Here is a 21,698-nt window from a genome sequence, read left to right as displayed (position 1 = left end):
TTTAATTTGTTACAAGGATTTTTGCCGAATGATAATATACTACAATAGCTGGAGAAAATTATACATAAAATAGTGATATTTTGCGTGCAATTTTGAATTATAATATACTTTCTAACCAAAATAATTATCGAGATCAAAATAAAAAATGAGCCAAATCACCGCATATTATTTTCATTTTTTTTCCGGAAAGGCTGTAAGACCTGCTTTAATTTATAGTTCCGGAGGAAATAGAATTTAATAGAAAAAAATCCAACTCATTAACCCTCTCCATTTATAAAGTTTAAAATTTAGCGCAATAAAACCTTTGATTAAGGACGTATAAATCCTCAACCATTGAATTAAAAACTAACCAAATAATAAGATGAACTTAAAATTTTTACGCAAAATTTCTTTGTCCTTGCTCATGATCTTACTGGCAAGTACAATACTTTTTGCTCAAGACCGAAAGATTACAGGTAAGGTTGTAGATCAGGCCGATGGACAGGGAATTCCTGGAGTAAACGTAAGTCTGAAAGGTGTTCCAAGTAATGTGAGCACCAACTCTGATGGGGTTTATACCATACAGGTAAAATCAAATAGCGATGTACTGGTGTTTTCATACATCGGCTACGCCCGGCAAACCATCCCGGTAGGTACACAAACAACCATCAATGTAAAACTGGTTTCTGATAATCAAAATTTAGAAGAAGTAGTGGTTGTAGGTTATGGTACACAAAAGAAAGTTACCTTAACAGGTTCTGTATCAACAGCCGATATCAAGAAGGTAGAAGATGTACCGGCGTTAACTTTAAGTGCTGCCTTAAGAGGAACAGCACCCAACCTGAACATTTCTGGAGGTACACAAAGACCGGGGCAGGGAACAACCATTACCATCCGTAATCCGGTTGCGTTTGCCAAAGATGGTGGTCAGGGTACCAATCCGATTTTCGTAATTGATGATGTCATCAGAACGCAGGCAGATTTCGACCTGTTAGACCAAAACGTGGTAGAAAGTGTTTCTGTACTAAAAGATGCCGAAGCTGCAATTTTTGGGGTTTCAGGTGCAAACGGAGTAATTATTGTTCGCACGAAAAGAGGTAAAACGGGTGCGCCAAAAATTAATTTCAGTTCATCGGTAGGTTTTTCTGACGCCACTAAACTGCCAGATATGATGAGTGGTTTACAACTTGGTAATTTTGTGAATGATTATCTGGATGCAAGCGTTTATCAGCAAGTTACAGCTGGGGTAGTAAGGCAAAATACTTATATCAACCCGGCAGACGGATTTAAGGTTGTGGATGGCGTGACGACCACTAAAGAACCATTGTGGTATACGCCTGATGAGTTGGAATATTTTGGCAACCACAATAATAACTGGTTAAAAAATGCATTTCAAACTTCGAATATGTATCGTCAGGCCTTAAACATCAGTGGTGGTACCGATAAGGTGACTTATTTTGTGGGTGGCGATTACATTACCCAAAATTCAAATTTTAAAGGTGTTAATTCAAGTAAATATGGCTTAAGAGCAAGTATCGATGCTAAATTAGGTAAGGGATTAACGGTTTCGGCATCAATCAGTACTGATGTTAACCAGTCGAAAAGTTACTTCTACAAACTGAACAGCACCAGTGAGAGTTTAGACAATGACGTAGCAACCCTACAAAATGTTAATCCCTGGTCTGAATATTTTATTGATGGCAACCCTGTATTATTGGGCGCCAACGCGGGTGGTGGTTTAGAGAATGTGAACTTCTTCTTAATCCAAAATACCGACAATTTTACAAGCAGCAAAGCCTACGTAATGAACATGTTAGGTAAAATAACCTATCAAATACCAGGTGTAAAAGGTTTGACAGCTACATTTACTGCAAATAAAAACATCAACGCCAGCAATGGAAAGCAGTTTGGTACTACATTTAACTATTACAAATATGCTGGTTTAGGTTTAAACAGCCATATTCCAGGTGGTGCTTTATTGTCGGTGTCTTCGATCAAAAATGGCGATAGGATTCGTTTGAATCCGGTATTTAGCGAATCATATCAATTAAATGGTGGTTTTACTTACGACCGTACTTTTGGCAAACACAGCATATCTGCCACAGCTTTGCTAGAGCAGAGAGAATCGAATCAGGAAGGGGTATCAGCAATGGTTGAAGGTTTGGTTACCGGTGCATTACCTTATCAAACATTTGCAGTGGGTACACAAAGTTCAAATCAGGTAGGTTTGGTGAATCAGTTTGGTTTCCAATCCATTATTTCGCGTATTAACTACGATTACGACAATAAATACCTGTTACAATTGGTTTACCGTAGAGATGGTAGTTCGAGGTTTGCTCCAGGGCGTAACTGGGGTGGTTTCCCGGCTGCTTCTGCCGGATGGGTGGCATCGCAGGAAAAATTCTTTAAAGACCATGTTAAATTTATGGACCTCTTAAAGTTTAGGGTTTCAGTTGGTTTAACAGGTACAGATAATACTAAACCTTATCAATACCTGGCATCGTACAATGTGGGTACCGGGAATAATGGTGGTGCTGTGTTTAATAATGGCGACAGAACCATCGGTGTGAAAACAAATATTGCCATTCCTAACGAAATGGTTGTTTGGGATCATTCATTAAAAACCAATTATGGTGTGGATATGGCTTTCTTAAACAACAGATTAACGGCTACGGCAGAGTATTTCTGGAGCCATAATTATGATATGTTAACCACATTATCTTCTTCTGTACCGGCCGTTATTGGTGCAGCTGTTCCGACAGAAAACTTTGGTATTGTAAATACTTTTGGTTACGAACTAAGTTTAACCTGGAAAGATAAAATTGGCGAAAATTTTAGCTATAGTTTCTCTCCGTTTTACACCTGGAATGATAATAAATACATCAGGTATGATTTGGCATCAGGAAAGATTGGTACGCTTGAAGACCTAACTGGTCAATCAAATGATCCGGGTTATTTCGGATACAAATCTTTAGGTATCATCAGAACACAGGATGAGGCTAATGCTATTATTGCACAGCGTATTAATGGATCGGCTGTTGGAAATGACGCTAAAAAAGTTAAAATATTAGATAATGTTTTACAACCGGGAATGATCAATTATGAAGATGTAAACGGCGATGGCGTGATCAGCGTTGCGGATAAGCAATATATTACCAACCGCCAAACCAACCATAATTACTTGGGCCTAAATTTTAACGTAGGTTATAAAGGCCTTAGTCTTAACGTTGTTGGAGGTTTATCATGGGGTGGTTATACCAGTATTGGTGGTTTAAAACCTAGCGGAACAAGTCCTTCTATTTATGGAAACAGGGCCTCATACTGGGCAGATCACTGGACCAAAACAAATACCAATGCCGCTTATCCTAACCCTTATTTTACCAGCGCATTCGAAGAAAGTGATTTTTGGTTGGTATCGGCCACGCAATTGGGGATTACCAATGCCAATTTGAGTTATTCAATACCGGCTACTTTAACCCAAAAAGTAGGTATAAACAGCATTAGGGTATTTGCACAGGCAACCAATCCGGTTCAGTTTATTAATCCATTTCCAGATAACTATAGAGATTTTCTTTCTCCGGTGGGTACCTATCCAACACTAAGAACAATTTCTTTTGGTATAAATGTTGGCTTATAATTACAAGAAATATCATGAAAAAATTAATCATATTAATCGCAATTTCTGCCTCACTTACTATGCTCTTCAGCAACTGTAAAAAGGTATTGGAAAAACAAGATTTGGGCAACTTTGTTGCGGAACAAATTTATAATGATTCGGTTACTGCAACTTTAAGCATGAACTATATTTACGGACAAAATCAGCCCTCATGGTTTGGTAATGTAGGTGGCTTAAGCGGCTCGGTAAATTCATTGTCTGATGAGCAATACGGAGATAACGTTTTTGTAAAAGGTACAGCAACCATCGAGTCGGTTACCGATTTAGGAAATTTGAATACTGCCGGTAACTATGTAAAAATCAGGTCTATTAATATGTTCATCAGAGACATAAACAATGGCACCTTGTCGGCTGGAACTAAAAGACGATTTAATGCACAGGCTACATTCTGGCGGGCGTTTAGGTACTTCGAACTGGTTAAACTCTATGGAGGGGTGCCCATTGTGCTTACCCCACTGGATGCGGTAGGCGATGAGGCGAAAAAAGCTGCATTATTACCTAGAAATACAACTTCTGAAACTTTTGCTCAAATTATTAGAGATTTAGATACCTGCATTAAGTATTTACCAACCAAATGGACGAGCAATGCAGATTATGGCCGTATTACCAAAGGTGCAGCATTGGCTTATAAAGGTAAAGTATTGATGTATTGGGCAAGCCCGGAATTTAATCCTACGAATGATCAGACAAGGTGGAAAGCTGCTTACGATGCCAATGTGCTGGCCGTAGAAAATCTTTCAACCAACGGATTTGGTTTATATTCAAAATTTGATGTCACCATGTGGACAACCGAAGGAAGTAAATCAGGCAGTACCCCACAAAACCCGGAAGCGGTGTTAACCACTCAATATAATATGGCTACAACTGATTTGGCTCAAAACAATAATACGTATCCAAATGCAACGGTGCCAAAATATATCGGAACTACTGGTGGGTCTAATTTGCCGACTTACGACATGGCTTTGGCTTTCCCGATGAAAGATGGTAAAGATGCAGGTACTTCGACCAAATACCCTTACACTTTAGCCACTTTTTACAAAGACCGCGATCCGAGGTTCGATCAGACAATTGCTTATAATGGTGCAAATTGGCCATTAAATGCCAATCCGAATTATCGTTTATGGACTTATAATTACACTAAAGGCTCTACAACGCTTAGTACAGAATCACAGGCAACTGCCAGCGGTTTTTACTTAAGAAAAGGTATCGATCCGGCATTAACAACCAGTAATTTTATTTATGCCGGTACCGATTGGATCGAAATGCGTTATGCGGAAGTATTGTTGAATTTAGCAGAATGTGCGGCTGAGATTGGTAATGTAGGTCAGAGTCAGGAAGCTTATGCGAACCTGATCGCGATCAGAAAACGTGCAGGTATTGAGGCCGGAACAGACGGACTTTATGGCTTAACTGCCGGAATGAGCGGTGCTCAACTGGTAACGGCCATTATGCGCGAAAGAAGAATTGAGCTGGCTTTTGAGGGGAAACGTTTCTGGGATTTAAGAAGAAGAAAATTACTGGAAACAACATTGAATGGAAAAAGAAGGTTGGCCATTAATATTGCACTGAAAAACACGGGCACAGGAACGGATTATATCCTGAGCACCAGAGATGCAGCTGCAGCCACAAACCTGGATGCTTTTTATGCCACCAACTTTACAGTGACAACAAAGGCACTGGATACCTATGATATTGCTTACCAGGCTGGCGTATACTTTTTTGGCATTCCAACCGCGTCTATTCAAAACAATGTAAACCTCCAGCAAAACAATACCTGGGGTGGCGCGTTCGATCCATTTAAATAATTGAGCTAAGATCTTTGGGGTGGTTTGCTCACTGCCCCGGTTTTTTTTATTTGGTTTTTGAAAAAAGGGAACATTAATTTGTTTCCTTTTTTTTTATTTAAGAATGTTACATTTATATATGAATTTTATTCCTATCTTGTAACATGGCTGCGAGAATGAATTTAATTTGTTACAGGCATTTTTGCCAATTGATAAGATGGTACAATAGCTAGCCAAAATTATACATTAAATAGCCGCTTTTTGCGTGCAAATTTGAAAGATAATATACTTTCTAACCAAAATTATTTACAAGGATAGACAAAGAAATGAGCCACGATTTTAAATATTATAGATTAGATTTTTTCTGCTGATCAAAAATATTCCGTAACTTCTTTCTCTTCCCAACGAGCAAACACAAATGAAAAAGAACTTTTTAAATCTGTTGTGTACAACGGCATTAATTTTCTCCGCAAATTATACATTTGCCCAATACCCGAATATTCCGGCCGACATCAAAAAATCTTCTGATTCGATGATGAAAGAAGCTTATCACCAGTCGGATATAGCCTGGGAAAAAGCCAAGCCTATTATGGCCAAAGAAGCTGCTGAAGGTAAGCCGTATATTCCATGGGCTGGCCGGCCAACTGACCTCCCTCAGTCTAAACTCCTGGCATTTCCAGGTGCTGAAGGTGGAGGTGCATACAGCTTTGGTGGTCATGGCGGTAGGGTAATTGTCGTTAAAAATTTAAACGATAGGGGTCCGGGCTCTTTGCGTGATGCCTGCGAACAAGGTGGAGCAAGAATTGTTGTTTTCAATGTTGCCGGTATCATCAGACTGAAAACGCCATTGATCATCCGTGCCCCATACATTACCATTGCTGGTCAAACCGCACCGGGTGACGGTGTGTGTGTAGCTGGCGAATCGGTTTGGTTAAATACCCACGATGTTATTGTTCGCTTCATGCGTTTTAGAAGAGGTGAAACTTTTGTGGGCCGTCGCGATGATGCCATTGGTGGAAATCCGGTTGGAAACATCATGATTGATCACGTTTCGGCAAGTTGGGGTTTGGATGAAAATATGTCGATGTACCGCCACATGTACAATGATAGCACAGGTAAAACCGAAGAAAAACTGGGAACAGTTAATATCACCATACAAAACTCTATTTTCTCGGAAGCCTTAGATTACTGGAACCATGCTTTTGGCAGTACTTTAGGTGGCGAAAATTGTGCTTTTGTACGTAACCTTTGGGCTGATAACGGCGCCCGTAACCCATCAATCGGCTGGAATGGTATATTTAACTTCGCCAATAACGTGGTGTTCAACTGGAATAACCGCTCTACCGATGGTGGCGATTATACGGCACAATATAACATCATCAACAACTATTATAAACCAGGACCGGTTACCGAATTAAAAGATCCGATCAGTTACCGGATTTTGAAACCAGAATCAGGCCGTAGTAAATTACCTTACGTGGTGTTCGGCCGTGCCTATGTTGCCGGAAATATTATTGATGGTAATGAGCGGGTAACCAAAAATAACTGGGATGGAGGCGTACAGATGGAAGATAAAAAAGGAAATTTAATGTCTTTGGAAACAGCTGGTAAATACTTTCCTGCAATGAAAGCCAAAGATCCGTTCCCAATGCCTAAAATCAGTATCATACCAACTTTACAGGCTAAAGAATATGTATTGGCAAATGCCGGCGCAACCTTACCAAAAAGAGATCCGGTTGATACACGTGTCGTGAAACAAGTGGCTACCGGAAAAATTGAAGTTTATCCGAACGCTAAACCATCTGCTTTCCAGTTCGAACACCGCAGGTTACCAGGCGATTCTTATAAACAAGGTATCATTACAGAGGTTTCACAAGTTGGAGGTTATCCGGAATACAAAGGAACGCCTTACAAAGATTCAGACGATGATGGTATGCCAGACGCGTATGAACTTAAAAACGGCTTGAATCCTAAGGATGCATCTGATGCTGCGAAAATTACCAAAAGCGGTTATTCAAACATCGAAGTATATTTAAATAGTGTTGTTCCTGTTTCAATTGTAAAACCTAATTAATATGCGTACCTGGAATTCAATTTTTAGCATAATTGCTTTATGCGGTATAGGAAATGTAGCTTTTTCGCAATATCCGGTTATCCCTGAAGCAATGGAAAAGAAAGCCGATTCACTTTTGAAAAGTATCGAAGAAAAATCAGAACTTCAGTTTTTAAAAGTTAAACATATTGTTGATGAAGAGGCAAAACATGGTAAACCTTATATTCCATGGGCGGCTAAACCAGGCGATTTGCCACAAGCGAAAACCGTAGCCTTTCCTGGTGCTGAAGGTGGTGGCGCATACTCGTTCGGAGGCAGAGGAGGAAAAGTTTATGTGGTCACCAGTCTGGAAGATTCAGGCAAGGGAACACTGCGTGAAGCCTGCGAACAAGGCGGAGCGAGAATTATTGTTTTCAACGTTTCGGGCATCATCAGATTAAAAACACCACTGATTATTCGGGCACCTTATATTACCATTGCCGGTCAAAGTGCACCAGGCGATGGTGTGTGTGTGGCTGGCGAATCGGTATGGATTAATACACATGATGTGGTGATCCGTTATATGCGTTTCCGCCGTGGCCAGACAGATGTAACACGAAGAGATGATGCCATTGGTGGTAATCCCGTTGGTAATATCATCATCGACCATGTTTCGGCGAGCTGGGGATTGGACGAAAACATGTCTATTTATCGTCATGTTTATGATAAAGAAGACGGTTCTAAGCCAGAGAAATTACCTACAGTAAACGTTACCATTCAAAATTCAATTTTTTCTGAAGCCTTAGATACCTATAACCATGCTTTCGGAAGTACCATTGGAGGTTTAAATTCAACTTTCATGCGTAATCTTTGGGCCTCAAATATCAGTCGCAACCCATCCGTAGGTATGTACGGCGATTTTGGTTTTGCCAATAACGTGATTTTTAACTGGTGGAACAGAAGTGCCGATGGTGGCGATAATGCTTCTTTATACAGTTTCATTAATAATTATTACAAACCAGGACCCATTACGCCTGCAGGAGAACCGATTTCTTATCGTATCTTGAAGCCAGAATCGGGTAGGGATAAAAAGTTTTCGAATGAATTTGGCCGCGCTTATGTAACCGGAAATATTATTGAAGGAAATGAAAAAGTAACCAAAAACAACTGGGATGGCGGCGTTCAGCCTGAAAGCAAAAGAGATAAACAAAAACTACTGGATTCGATGAAAGTAGATAAACCATTACCTATGGCCAAAATTTCAATCATCGACACCAAAAAAGCTTACGATTATGTGCTGGCTAATGCAGGTGCATCTTTACCGGTTCGCGATGCGGTAGATCAACGTATCATCAAACAGGTTACCACCGGTAAGATTGAGCATGTAGAAGACGGAAAACTTCCTGCTAAACAAAGTTATGTAAAACGTCGTTTACCTGCCGATTCTTATAAACAAGGCATTATTTCAGATATCGCACAAGTTGGCGGTTACCCTGAATATAAAGGAAAACCCTATCTGGATAGTGATCATGATGGTATTCCAGATGCCTGGGAAATCAAAAACGGACTTAATCCTAAAGATGCCAAGGATGCTACAAAGCTATCGAAATCAGGTGATGCCAATATCGAAGTGTACTTGAATAGTTTGGTTGATATTAATAAAGTGAGACCGTAGAAAATTCTTGTATATGCTGTCATTCTGAACGCAGTGAAGAATCTGCAAGCGATGAAACGTAGCTTTTAAATATAATATGGACCATAATTACTTTGTCTACATCTTAACAAACAAGAACAGAACTGTTTTGTACACAGGCGTAACAAATGACTTAGAGGTTAGACTTAAACAACACGTAGAGAATAGAGAAAATAAATTTGCTTTTACTTTTAAGTACAATTGCCACTATTTAATTTTTTTTGAAAGATATCAGTTCGTTGAGCAGACAATTGAAAGAGAAAAAGAAATTAAGGGCTGGACTAGGAAAAAGAAAAATGAGTTGATTGAATTTTTTAATCCAAAGTGGAGATTTTTGAATGAAGAGATAATTGAAAGATAAAAACCTAATCAAATAGCATTGTGACTCTGAATGTAGTGAAGAATATGCATGCTGTGAAAACAAAACGTTAATAAAACTACTGCCAAGGCTGGAGGAGAATAGGCAAGGACAGTAGACCATAGGTTGCAGATGCTTCGTGCCTCAGCATGACAAATAAAAAACATTAATGCCAAAAACTAACCACATATTAAAAGTTTTACAACTAAAAACCTTACCGTTTTTGGTAATGGCGCTTTTGGCGGCTAACTTTTCTTTCGCACAAAAGACAAAACCTGTTGAGCCACCAAAGCCAATTTTTAAAGGAAAAGATGGCAAAATGGCGTATACGCCCGATGCAGAAGGAAACCGCATTCCCGATTTTTCATATGCAGGTTACATGGCTGGTGAAATAGCCATTCCTAATGCCACAATAAAAGTTGTGGTTCCTGTTTCAAAAGGCGATGCCACCCTAAGGATTCAATCAGCCATTAATTACGTGGCTAAATTACCGATCGGAAAAGATGGTTTACGTGGTGCGGTTTTACTGGAAAAAGGGACTTACGAAGTCGCTGGAACATTACGGTTATCAGCTTCCGGCGTAGTTCTTCGTGGAAGTGGAATGGGCGAAAACGGCACAAAAATTTTCGCTACAGGCTTAGATCGTATTGGTGTGATCAGAATTTTGGGTCAAAAGAATAAGGTGGAGGAACAAGCGATAGCCCTTACTGATACTTATGTGCCTGTAAATGCAAATAAAATTACCTTAGCGAATACAAATGGATTAAAAATTGGCGATCAGATCCTCATTCATCGCCCATCAACCAAAGAATGGATCGAAACCCTTAAAACTGTCGAGTTTGGCGGTGGTGAAAGTGCTTTAGGCTGGAAACCAGGAACAAGGGATATTCATTGGGATAGAAAAATCACTGCCATAAACGGCAATACAATCACTTTCGATGCGCCAATTACAACAGCCTTAGATTCCAGGTTTGGTGGTGCAACCCTTTCAAAATACAAATGGGCGGGCAGAATTGCGCAATCGGGTGTTGAAAATTTAAAAATCGAATCCGATTACCATAAAGAAAATACTAAAGACGAGTACCACCGCTGGACAGCCATTTGTTTAGAGAATGTGCAGGATGCCTGGGTTCGTCAGGTTGTTTTTGAACATTTTGCAGGTTCTGCTGTAAATGTTTTGGAGACTTCAAAAAGGATTACTGTTGAAGATTGTAAATCATTGGCCCCAATTTCTGAAATTGGTGGTGAACGCCGGTTTACATTTTTAACCACAGGATCACAGACCCTTTTCCAAAGGTTATATTCAGAATATGGCTACCATGATTTTGCGGTAGGCTTTTGTGCACCCGGACCAAATGCTTTTGTGCAATGCCAGTCGTATTTGCCTTTTAGTTTTAGTGGTGCAATTGATAGCTGGGCATCAGGTGTGTTGTTCGATATCGTAAATATTGATGGACAGGCCTTAAGTTATTTAAACCGCGGACAAGATGGCCAGGGGGCAGGGTGGAGCGCTGCAAACAGTGTATTCTGGCAGTGTAGTGCAGCCAGGGTTGATAATTTTCAACCCCCGACAGCTCAAAACTGGGCTTTTGGAACCTGGTCGCAATTTGCCGGGAATGGTTATTGGGATATGTCTAACGAACAAATTCAACCGAGAAGTTTATATTACGCGCAGTTAAAAGATAGATTAGGTAATGAAGCCGATAAAAGGAATTTCGTTCTTCCGGTAGAAACCGAAGCATCAAGTAGCCCACCTGTTGATGTAGCGCTAAAACTAACCAAGCTGGCCTATAAACCTGCATTAACCGTTTCAGAATATATTGATGCTGCATCTGAAAGAAATAAAATTCCAACGGATGCTGGTTCAGAAAAAAGTATCGATAAAATCGGCTTGGATAAAGTTATTCAACCAACACTTGCCAGCGCCATGACCATCAAAAAAGGTTGGTTGGTTCGCGGCAATGAACTTGTGGTGGGGAATCGCCAGGATGTGCCCTGGTGGAATGGAAGTGCGCGTCCTTACGGTTTAAAAAACACAAAATTTCATATTACGCGTTTTGTACCCGGACGTTCAGGAAATGGCTTAACAGACGATTTGGATTCGATTACGGATGCCATGAAAAGCGGTTCGGTAAAAGTACTCGATCACAATTATGGCCTTTGGTACGACAGAAGAAGAGATGATCACGAACGTATCCGCCGTATGGATGGCGAAGTTTGGGCACCATTTTACGAATTGCCATTTGCCCGAAGCGGACAGGATAAAGCCTGGGATGGTTTAAGCAAATACGACATCACGAAGTATAATCTTTGGTATTGGGATAGGTTAAAACAATTTGCCAATCTGGCCGACCAGAAAGGCCTGGTTTTAATCCATGAAAATTATTTTCAGCACAATATTATCGAAGCTGGTGCACATTATGCTGATTTTCCCTGGCGTACGGCAAACAACATCAACAATACAGGTTTCCCCGAACCAGTTCCATATGCCGGTGATAAACGTATTTTTATGGCCGAGCAGTTTTACGATATCACAAACGAGCACCGTAAGGCAATCCATAAGGCTTACATCAGAAAATGCCTGGAGAATTTCAATGGAAATACAGGTGTTATTCAGTTAATTGGTGCAGAGTTTACCGGTCCCTTACATTTTGTACAATTCTGGATCGACACCATAAAAGAGTGGGAAAAAGAAACAGGCAAACATCCCATCATCGGTTTAAGTGTAACCAAAGATGTTCAGGATGCCATTTTAGCTGATCCTAATCGTGCCAATGTTGTCGATTTAATCGATATCAGGTACTGGCATTACCAGGCCGATGGAACAGCTTATGCACCACAAGGTGGCTTAAGTTTAGCCCCCCGTCAGCATGCACGTTTGTTAAAACCTAAGAAAACATCTTTCGAAGAAGTTTACCATGCCGTTTCCGAATATAAAAACAAATTCCCTGAAAAGGCTGTGATTTATTCGGGCGATAGCTTTGATAGCTTCGGATGGGCGATTTTAATGGCAGGCGGTTCACTATCAAATATCAATGAAATAGATCAGTCGGTTCTAAATGCCGCTTCTTCAATGAAAGCATTTCTTCCGGCAGGTAAATCAGCTAAACAATACGGACTGGAAAATGCAGGCAAAGCTTACATTTTATACAATGCTTCAGCAGATGCGATTAATCTTGATTTAAGTAAGATCACAGGAAAATTCAATGTAAAAGTGCTGAACACCCGAACCGGTAAAATGCTTAAAGAAGAAAAAATTAATGCTGGCGCCATTGTAAAGTTGAATAAAGTAGCTTCAGGCGACGAGGTACTCATCATCAATAAAATTTAACATGAACATTAAATCTAAAATATTTCTGCTTGTTATGGTTTCTTGCCTCGCTTTGGCTTGCAAGAAGAAACCTCATTTTGGGGATAAAAGCCTTCTGATTTCTGAAAATGGAAGATATTTAACCACTGGCGATGGCAAACCATTCTTTTGGCTCGGCGATACAGGCTGGTTGTTATTTGGCAGATTGACAAGAGAAGAGGCAAATACTTACCTGGAAGACCGTAAACAAAAGGGATTCAATGTAATCCAGGTGATGCTATTGCACGATGTGCCATCGAGAAATATCTATTTGGATTCATCGCTTGTGCATGCAGACGTTTCAAAACCGATGCTTACACCAGGCAATAACCCGAAAGATTCTTTGGCTTATGATTATTGGGATCATGTAGATTATATCGTTGATAAAGCAGCTGAAAAAGGGCTTTACATGGCCCTGGTTCCGGTTTGGGGTACCAATGTTAAAAATGGAAAAGTTAAAAAAGATCAGGCAAAGGTTTATTCCGAATTTTTGGCTAAACGTTATAAAGAAAAATGGAATATTATCTGGCTCAATGGTGGTGATATTAAAGGTAGCGACAAAAAAGAAGTTTGGAATACCATTGGTGAAACGCTAAGGGCGAATGACCCGAATCATTTAATTACTTTCCATCCAAGGGGGCGTACGGCTTCTTCGCAATGGTTCCAGCAAGCTAAATGGTGCGATTTCGACATGGTACAGTCAGGTCATCGCCGTTACGATCAGGATACATCTAAAAACGAGAAATTACATTATGGAGAAGATAACTGGAAATACATTGAAGCCGATTATAAACTGAAACCAACCAAACCGACTATTGATGGCGAACCTTCATACGAAGACATTCCACAAGGTTTGCACGATACCAGCCAGCCACGCTGGACAGATAGCGATGTAAGAAGATATGGTTACTGGTCGGTTTTTGCAGGTGCTTTCGGTTACACCTATGGCCATAATTCGGTGATGCAGATGTACAAAAAAACAGATCTAAAACCTGCTTATGGTCCAAAAGATCAATGGATAACGGCAATAAATGCTCCCGGAGCAAAACAAATGCAATACCTGAAAGATTTAATGCTTTCGCATTCCTATTTCGACCGTGTACCTGATCAGACTTTAATAGCTGGAAAGAACGGCGAAAAATACGAGCGGGTTATCGCCACAAGAGGTGAAGAATTTGCACTGCTTTATACTTATACCGGAAAAAATTTCAGCGTTCAGTTAGGTAAAACCGATGGCGATGATGTAAAGGCATCGTGGTTTGACCCAAGAACAGGAAAAACTACCGCAATAGGAGAATTTGAAAATAAAGGAATAAAAGAATTTAACCCACCAGGCGAACCTGCAAATGGTAATGATTGGGTTTTGATGTTGGAGAAGATATAGGAGAAGCGTGTAGCGGAAGGCGTATGGCGTTAGGCCAAAGCAAGATCAATAAAGAATAAAAATAACTAAAGAAAAGAGTGTTTAAAACAAAGTCCATATCATTTTTTCGCTTAGCTATAATGGGCTGGCTGTTTTGTGGATTAACATCCTGTACAAAACAAGCTTACCTGTTTACGTCTTTTCATGAGCCGGCAAACGAAGGATTAAGGCTTTTATACAGCTACGATGCTTACCATTGGACAGATTTAAATAAAACATTTTTAAAACCTGAAGTTGGAACGCAAAAAGTTTTACGCGATCCCTCCATCGTACAAGGGCCAGACGGTACTTTTCATTTGGTTTGGACCTGTAGCTGGAAAGGTGATAAAGGTTTTGGTTATGCCAGTTCAAAAGATCTGATCAACTGGAGCGAGCAGAAGTTCCTTCCAGTAATGGAAAGCGAACCCAAGACGGTAAATGTTTGGGCACCTGAAATTTTTTATGATAATGAAAAAGGAGAATATGTAATCATCTGGGCTTCAACCATACCATTCCGCTTTGCTAAAGGAATAGAAGAGGAAGAAAACAATCACCGGATGTACAGCATTACCACAAAAGATTTTATAAGCTTCTCGAAACCGAAATTATTTCTTGATCCTGGTTTTAGTGTTATTGATGCGGTTATTCTAAAACGCGCTAGCAAAGATTATGTGTTGGTTTTGAAAGATAATACACGCCCGAACAGAAATTTAAAAGTGGCTTTTGCAAAAGATGCTTTAGGACCTTACGAAAACGTTTCAGAAACTTTTAGTCCGAAATTAACCGAAGGACCAACGGTAGTCAAAGTTGGGAAGGATTGGCTGATTTATTTTGATGCTTACGGGCAGAAAATTTACTCGGCTTATAAAACGGCCGATTTTAAAACTTTTAAGGATGTGACATCGGAGGTTTCGATTCCCGAAGGACACAAACATGGAACGATTATAAAAGTAAAAAGGAAAGTGATTGAGAATTTATTGAAGTAATAAACGAGCCGTCATGGCGAACTGAAGCAAGGGAACGAGCGAGCGCGTGAAGCAATCTATTGAGCAAAAAAGATTGTTTCGTTCCGATAAAGGATCGGAAACTCGCAATGACGACTTAGCGAATAAAAGACTTTAATTCTTAGTGCCTTTGTGGTAAAAAACATAACATGAATACATTTAAAATACTTTGTTTAACCCTGCCATTTACACTTGCGCTATTAACTTCGCAGGCACAGGATACCGTACGTTACACGGGTAAAACTTTGGTTAATGCAGATTATCACCATGGCCAACTTTCGCCGGTAATGGGTGTGCACAGCATTCAAACTTTCCGTGCAAACAGAGAACATCCGGAACTGGCTGAAAACTTCGGCTGGACCTACAACCACGCGCCAATGCTGGCTTATTGGAACAACAAATTTTACATCGAATATTTAAGTGATAAAGTTGGCGAGAGCATTCCGCCAGGACAAACATTAGTGCAATCATCAAAAGATGGCTACACCTGGACCAAACCTGATGTCGTATTTCCAATTTACCGAATCCCGGATGGAACAACAAAGGAGGGAAGAACGGATGTGGCAAAAGATTTAGATGCCGTGATGCATCAGCGCATGGGCTTTTATGTTTCCACTAAAAATGTGTTTTTGGTTTTGGGTTTTTACGCCATCAGTTTCGATGCTAAAGACGATCCCAACGATGGTCATGGAATTGGCAGGGCCGTAAGAGAAATTCAAGCCGATGGAAAATACGGTCCGATTTATTTCATTCATTACAATCCCGGATATTCAGAGAAAAATACGAAGTATCCATTATACACTAAGAGTAAAAGTAAAGCTTTTGTTGAAGCTTGTAATGAGTTATTGGCAAATAAGTTAATGACACAGCAATGGAATGAGGAAGCAGATCGGAACGATCCTTTAATCACTTTGCAAAAACAATATAAAGCATTCAGTTACTATCATCTACCCGACGGAAGAGTGGTGGGTTTATGGAAAAATGCCTTAACAGCAATTAGCAATGATAATGGCAAAAGCTGGCCGGAAAATGCATCGCGTGCTCCAGGCTTTGTGAACAGTAATGCCAAAATCTGGGGGCAAAAAACTTCAGACGGAAATTATGCAACGGTTTATAATCCATCAGAATACCGGTGGCCTTTAGCCATTTCGACCAGTAAAAATGGTTTAGATTATACGAATCTTTTATTGGTAAATGGCGAGATCACACCCATGCGTTATGGCGGTAATTACAAATCTTATGGTCCGCAATATGTACGCGGTATCGAAGAAGGTAACGGGAAACCTGCTGATGGTAAATTATGGGTAACCTACAGTATGAACAAGGAAGATATCTGGGTTTCTTCAGTTCCTGTGCCCGTGAATGATCAAGCTACGCAGCACGTAAATGATGATTTTGAAAAGCTACCTAAAGGAAAAGCACTCGAAATGTGGAATATTTACAGTCCGCTTTGGGCGCCAGTTAAAGTTGAAGATGGAACTTTGGTTTTAAAGGATAAAGACCCCTTTGACTATGCAAAAGCAGAACGGATATTCCCGGCATCTAAAAAAATCATGACCTTGTTTTCGGTTACACCAAAGCAAAATAATTTCGGTTTACTCGAAATCGAATTGCAAGATGCTAAAGGAATGGCTACAGTTCGCCTGACTTTTGATACTGCTGGTGTATTAAGTGCAAAGGCTGGTGCCCGTTATAAAAACTTCATGAAATATGAGGCTGGAAAAAGCTATGATATCAAATTGAAACTCGATGCACATACCCGGTTTTACACCATTACCGTAAATGGAAAAGAGGTTTTAACGAGTCTGGCTTTTCAGCCGGTAACCGGTGTTTCGCGAATTGTTTTCCGTACAGGAGATGTTCGCCGTTTTCCAGATGTAGATACCCCGGCTGATCAAGCTTACGATTTGAAAAATGCAGGAGAATCTGAGAAAAACGAGGCTGTATATTCAATTAAATATTTAAAAACGGAGGGATTTTAGGATGGTTGAATTTTTAAGATATATCGTCATTGCGAGCTTTCGATTTTTCATCGAAGCGAAGCAATCTTTTCAAAAGGCTGGAAAGGTTGCCTCGTCGTTCCTCCTCGCAATGACGGCAATAACTATATTATTTTCTCTTTTCTGCCCCTCTGCCAACGCAAAAATCCTCCTGCCGCAAATCTTATCGAGTAATATGGTTCTGCAACGTGATAAAGCCATTAATATCTGGGGCTTTGCTGCGCCGGGTGAAAAAGTAGAAGTGACCTTTGCAGGTCAGAAAAAAGAAACGATTACCGATAAAAACGGGAATTGGTTTGTTGTTTTATCTCCGCTCAAAACTTCGGCGAAAGCACAAACGATGATCATTTTAGGTACAAACAAAATTGAATTAACCAATATTGTGGTCGGCGAAGTTTGGCTGTGTTCAGGGCAATCGAACATGGAATATCAAATGCGTAAGCTGGCTAAAATTCCTAAGCCTAAGAATGAGAAATTGGGTTTTCCATCTGATGCTGTAGAAAAAGCTAAAAACGCGGAAATCAGGATTTTTCTGGTCAACCGCAAGCAATTGAATAAACCAGATTCGATTCATAAAAGCTGGGCAATGGCACAAGATTCAGCATTACGGGCTTTCTCGGCCGTGGGCTATTTCTTCGCTAAAGAAGTGCAGGAGAAATTGGGTATTCCTGTTGGCATAATTTCTTCATCGGTTTCGGGGAGCGCCATAGAGCCATGGATTTCTCCGGAAGCTTTTGCTCAGGAAACATATTTTAAAAGCCAAAAAGTGAGTAATGATCCCGGAAAATTTTATACGCCGATGATTGAGCCACTTGCGAAATTCAAAATCCGAGGTTTCCTTTGGTATCAGGGCGAAACCAACTGTTTTTTGAATGAAAATATCAGTTACGCTTACAAATTAAAAACTTTGGTAAATCTTTGGCGTAAAGTCTGGGGCGAGCAATTGCCATTTTATTACGTGCAAATTGCACCCTACGATTACAGTAAGCAAAAAAGTGATAAAGTGGTATTAACGGCTGACACAGAACCTAACTTTTGGGAAGCTCAGCAGCAGGTTTTACGCTTGCCAAATACCGGAATGATTTCTACTTCAGATCTAAACGATAACGGCGGAGATTTGCACCCAACCTATAAATGGGAGGTAGGCAGGCGATTGGCGCTTTTTGCTTTAGGTAAAACCTACCATCTAAAAATAGATTTTTCTGGGCCCATTTACAAAAGTATAAACTTTTCAAATGGCAAAGCTTTGTTGGATTTCGATTATTTGAAAGCAACTTCAGCTATTCCATTAACCGGATTTACAATTGCCGGAAAAGATGGTAAATTCATTAATGCAGAAGCTATTGTTAAAAATGGAAAAGTTGTTGTTTCGGCAAAAGAGATTGCAAGCCCCGTGGCAGTACGTTACAACTGGACAGAAAATCCCTCAGGAAATTTTTATAGTAACGGTTTACCGGCCTTACCTTTCAGAACCGATAATCCTTTAACCAATCAATTTAAAACCAATTAATGAGAACCAGATTAATACTTTTCCTTTGTTTGATGATGATGTTTGGCGCTGTAAAAGCACAACAAACAGAGAAATTATATCTATCAGGAACTGGAAACGATAATACCATTAATTGGGATTTCTTCTGTACAGCAGGTGCAAATTCTGGCAAGTGGACAACTATTCCCGTTCCATCCAATTGGGAACTGCAAGGTTTTGGAAAATATAATTACGGTTTCAATAAAGAAGAAAATAAAGGGAAGGAACAAGGGCTTTATAAATACATTTTTAAAGTTCCTGCGGCCTGGAAAAACCAAAAAATTAATATTGTTTTCGAAGGTTCGATGACCGATACTGAGGTTAAAATCAACGGAAAACTTGCCGGAGAAATACATCAGGGATCGTTTTATGTTTTCAGGTACGATATCACTAAGCTGATTAAACTCGGTAGCGATAATTTACTAGAGGTAAAGGTGTCTAAACATTCTGCCAATCAATCGGTTAATGAAGCCGAACGAAAAGCAGATTTCTGGATTTTTGGGGGTATTTTCAGACCGGTTTATCTTGAATCATTACCACAAATACATATCAATCGAATCCAGATTGACGCAAAAGCTGACGGGCATTTAAAAACTCAATTGAGTTTTTCGGGAGATGCTGACAAAGTTGAAGTAACACTTTTTGGAAAAGACGGGAAGAAGTTCGGTGATAGATTTACAACTCCATTAGAAAAGGGAAAAAATGTACAGTTGAACCATCAGTTTTCCAATCCGGCATTATGGTCTTCAGAGTTTCCAAACTTGTACACCGCAAACTTTACTTTGATCAAAAATGGTAAAGCGATCCATCAGGTTTCGAAAAAGATTGGCTTTAGAACCATTGAAGTAAAAGAACGCGATGGTGTATATGTAAATGGCGTGAAAATGAAATTCAAAGGTGTAAACCGTCATTCATTTTATCCCTCATCAGGCAGAACAACGAGTAAAAAAATCAGCATTGCAGATGTCTTGTTAATGAAAGAAATGAACATGAATGCTGTTCGCATGTCGCATTACCCACCAGATGGACATTTCCTGGATGTTTGCGATTCACTGGGCTTATTTGTAATAGATGAATTAGCAGGCTGGCATGGTACTTACAATACGCCAACCGGAACCAAATTGATGAAAGAAATGATGTTGAATGATGAAAATCATCCATCGATTATATTTTGGGACAATGGAAATGAGGGCGGGCATAACCGCGAACTCGACTATCTGTTCGCTGAAGAAGATCTGCAAAAAAGACCGTTAATTCATCCCTGGGAAGTTTTTGGAGGATTTGAAACCACACATTACCGCGAATTTAATTATGGAATAGGCAATTATGATCACGGACATAACATCTTAATGCCAACTGAATTTCTTCACGGCATGTGGGATGGCGGTCATGGTGCAGGCATTGAAGATTACTGGAATGCCATGTGGAACAATCCGCTTTCTGCCGGTGGTTTCCTTTGGGATTTTGCCGATCAGGCTGTGGTGCGCACCGATAAAAACGGAGAACTAGATACCGATGGAAACCATGGCCCTGACGGGATTGTGGGTCCATACCACGAAAAAGAAGGCAGTTTTTTTACCATTAAAGAAGTATGGAGCCCTGTTTTTGTTGAGAAAAGAGAAATGACAGCTGGTTTTGATGGTTCGTTTATATTAGAAAACCGTTATGCATTTACCAACCTTAATCAATGCACTTTCGAATGGAAATTAAAGAAGTTAAAGGCTGGCGATGATGCAGCATTCAAATCTGGTAAAGCTGATGCACCGGATATCAAACCTTTCGAAAAAGGGAAACTACAAATCAATCTTCCAACGGATTGGAGAAATTTCGATGCCCTTTATTTAACGGCTAACGGACCAGACGGCAAGGAATTATTTACCTGGAGTTTCCCGGTTGTACTTCCTAAAGATGATGCAGCGAAAATGGTGGTAAAAACAGGTTCTTCGAAAGTGAATTTAAAAGAAGATGCAAAAGTTTATCAGGTTTCTGCAAACGGTATTGAGCTGACTTTCGATAAAACAACAGGTTTATTGCAGCAGGCGAAAAATGCCAAAGGGCTGATTCCATTTTCAAATGGTCCGGTTTTGCAGGAGGGGGTTAATAATTTCAAAAAATTCACAACTAAAATGGATGGAGATAATTTAGTTATTTCTTCCACATTTGATAAGAAAGAAAGTTACAACACCTTGCAATGGACCATTTATCCATCAGGTTGGCTAAAAATGGAAGTGAAATACTTCCCATCAGCTTACTTTACCACTTTCGTGGGATTAAACTTTTCTTATCCTGAAACCGAGATCAAATCAGTTGAATATAAAGGAAACGGGCCGTACCGGGTTTGGAAAAACAGAATGAAAGGCACCCAATTTGGCATCTGGAAAAAGGATTACAACAATGCTGCAACAGGCGAAGCACCTTGGCAATATCCTGAATTTAAGGGGTATTATTCGAACATGTATTGGTGTGAATTTATCGGAAAACAACAATCGTTTAAAGTGGTAACGGATAAAGAAGATATTTTCTTGAGGTTATTTACCCCTAAGAAATCGAAAGATACTGAATACGATAACATGAGTCCGACATTCCCGAATGGTGATATTTCTTTTATGAATGGTATTTCGGCAATTGGCACCAAAACGCAAAAACCAGAAACAACAGGACCTATGGGAATGAAGAATATTTATTACGATTTTGATAAAGATCCGGGCAGGGCATTGGATATGACCTTGTATTTTGATTTTTCTACAGACGCGTCATCATTGCAAGGAGACACGACGAAGCAATCTCATTAGGGAGATTAAAAGAATGTTAATAGTTTAATAAAAAAGATTGCTTCAGTTCGCGCAAGTCCAGCTTCGCAAAGACGAATTAATCTTTAAAGAAAATAGAATAG

At 39.9% G+C, this 21,698-nt stretch carries 11 protein-coding genes; all 11 read left to right on the top strand.

Annotated features, from left to right (window positions below; genetic code table 11):
- Positions 1-361 precede the first annotated feature (361 nt).
- The 11 genes from AC07YT_RS01645 to AC07YT_RS01595 all read left to right on the top strand — a co-directional run bounded on the left by AC07YT_RS01645 (position 362) and on the right by AC07YT_RS01595 (position 21,597).
- Entirely contained in the window at positions 362-3,616 is a 3,255-nt protein-coding gene (locus AC07YT_RS01645) for a SusC/RagA family TonB-linked outer membrane protein (protein WP_086546116.1), read from the top strand.
- 14 nt (positions 3,617-3,630) lie between these two features.
- The gene (locus tag AC07YT_RS01640) at positions 3,631-5,460 is read left to right on the top strand and encodes a RagB/SusD family nutrient uptake outer membrane protein (RefSeq protein ID WP_086546118.1); all 1,830 of its coding nucleotides are present in this window, start codon (positions 3,631-3,633) and stop codon (positions 5,458-5,460) included.
- 397 nt (positions 5,461-5,857) lie between these two features.
- Positions 5,858-7,513, top strand: a complete 1,656-nt coding sequence (locus tag AC07YT_RS01635; RefSeq protein WP_086546120.1) for a pectate lyase family protein — start codon at positions 5,858-5,860, stop codon at positions 7,511-7,513.
- A 1-nt stretch (position 7,514) separates the two neighbouring features.
- A complete protein-coding gene (locus AC07YT_RS01630) occupies positions 7,515-9,146 on the top strand; it encodes a pectate lyase family protein (protein WP_086546122.1) in 1,632 nt (543 codons plus the stop codon).
- Positions 9,147-9,222: 76 nt separating this feature from the next.
- Positions 9,223-9,525 carry a GIY-YIG nuclease family protein gene (locus AC07YT_RS01625; RefSeq protein ID WP_086546124.1) on the top strand — a complete coding sequence of 101 codons (303 nt, stop codon included), beginning with the start codon at positions 9,223-9,225 and terminating at the stop codon, positions 9,523-9,525.
- Positions 9,526-9,691: 166 nt separating this feature from the next.
- The gene (locus AC07YT_RS01620; RefSeq protein WP_086546125.1) at positions 9,692-12,853 is read left to right on the top strand and encodes a DUF6298 domain-containing protein; all 3,162 of its coding nucleotides are present in this window, start codon (positions 9,692-9,694) and stop codon (positions 12,851-12,853) included.
- A 1-nt stretch (position 12,854) separates the two neighbouring features.
- Positions 12,855-14,255: a glycoside hydrolase family 140 protein gene (locus tag AC07YT_RS01615; RefSeq protein WP_086546127.1), complete on the top strand. Its 1,401-nt coding sequence runs from the start codon at positions 12,855-12,857 to the stop codon at positions 14,253-14,255.
- Positions 14,256-14,374: 119 nt separating this feature from the next.
- Positions 14,375-15,259, top strand: coding sequence for a glycoside hydrolase family 43 protein (locus tag AC07YT_RS01610; protein WP_086546129.1), 885 nt, complete (start codon positions 14,375-14,377; stop codon positions 15,257-15,259).
- Positions 15,260-15,426: 167 nt separating this feature from the next.
- On the top strand, positions 15,427-17,259 hold the full coding sequence (locus AC07YT_RS01605; RefSeq protein ID WP_086546131.1) for a sialidase/neuraminidase family protein: 1,833 nt from the start codon (positions 15,427-15,429) through the stop codon (positions 17,257-17,259).
- 193 nt (positions 17,260-17,452) lie between these two features.
- Positions 17,453-18,787, top strand: coding sequence for a sialate O-acetylesterase (locus AC07YT_RS01600; protein WP_086549312.1), 1,335 nt, complete (start codon positions 17,453-17,455; stop codon positions 18,785-18,787).
- On the top strand, positions 18,787-21,597 hold the full coding sequence (locus tag AC07YT_RS01595) for a glycoside hydrolase family 2 protein (protein WP_086546132.1): 2,811 nt from the start codon (positions 18,787-18,789) through the stop codon (positions 21,595-21,597). Before AC07YT_RS01600 ends, AC07YT_RS01595 begins: the two co-directional genes overlap by 1 nt.
- Positions 21,598-21,698: the final 101 nt, after the last annotated feature.

Source organism: Pedobacter sp. GW460-11-11-14-TSB4 (genome assembly GCF_059423705.1).
The sequence above is the reverse complement of the archived record's forward strand: the minus strand, read 5'-3'. Positions and strand labels throughout refer to the sequence as shown.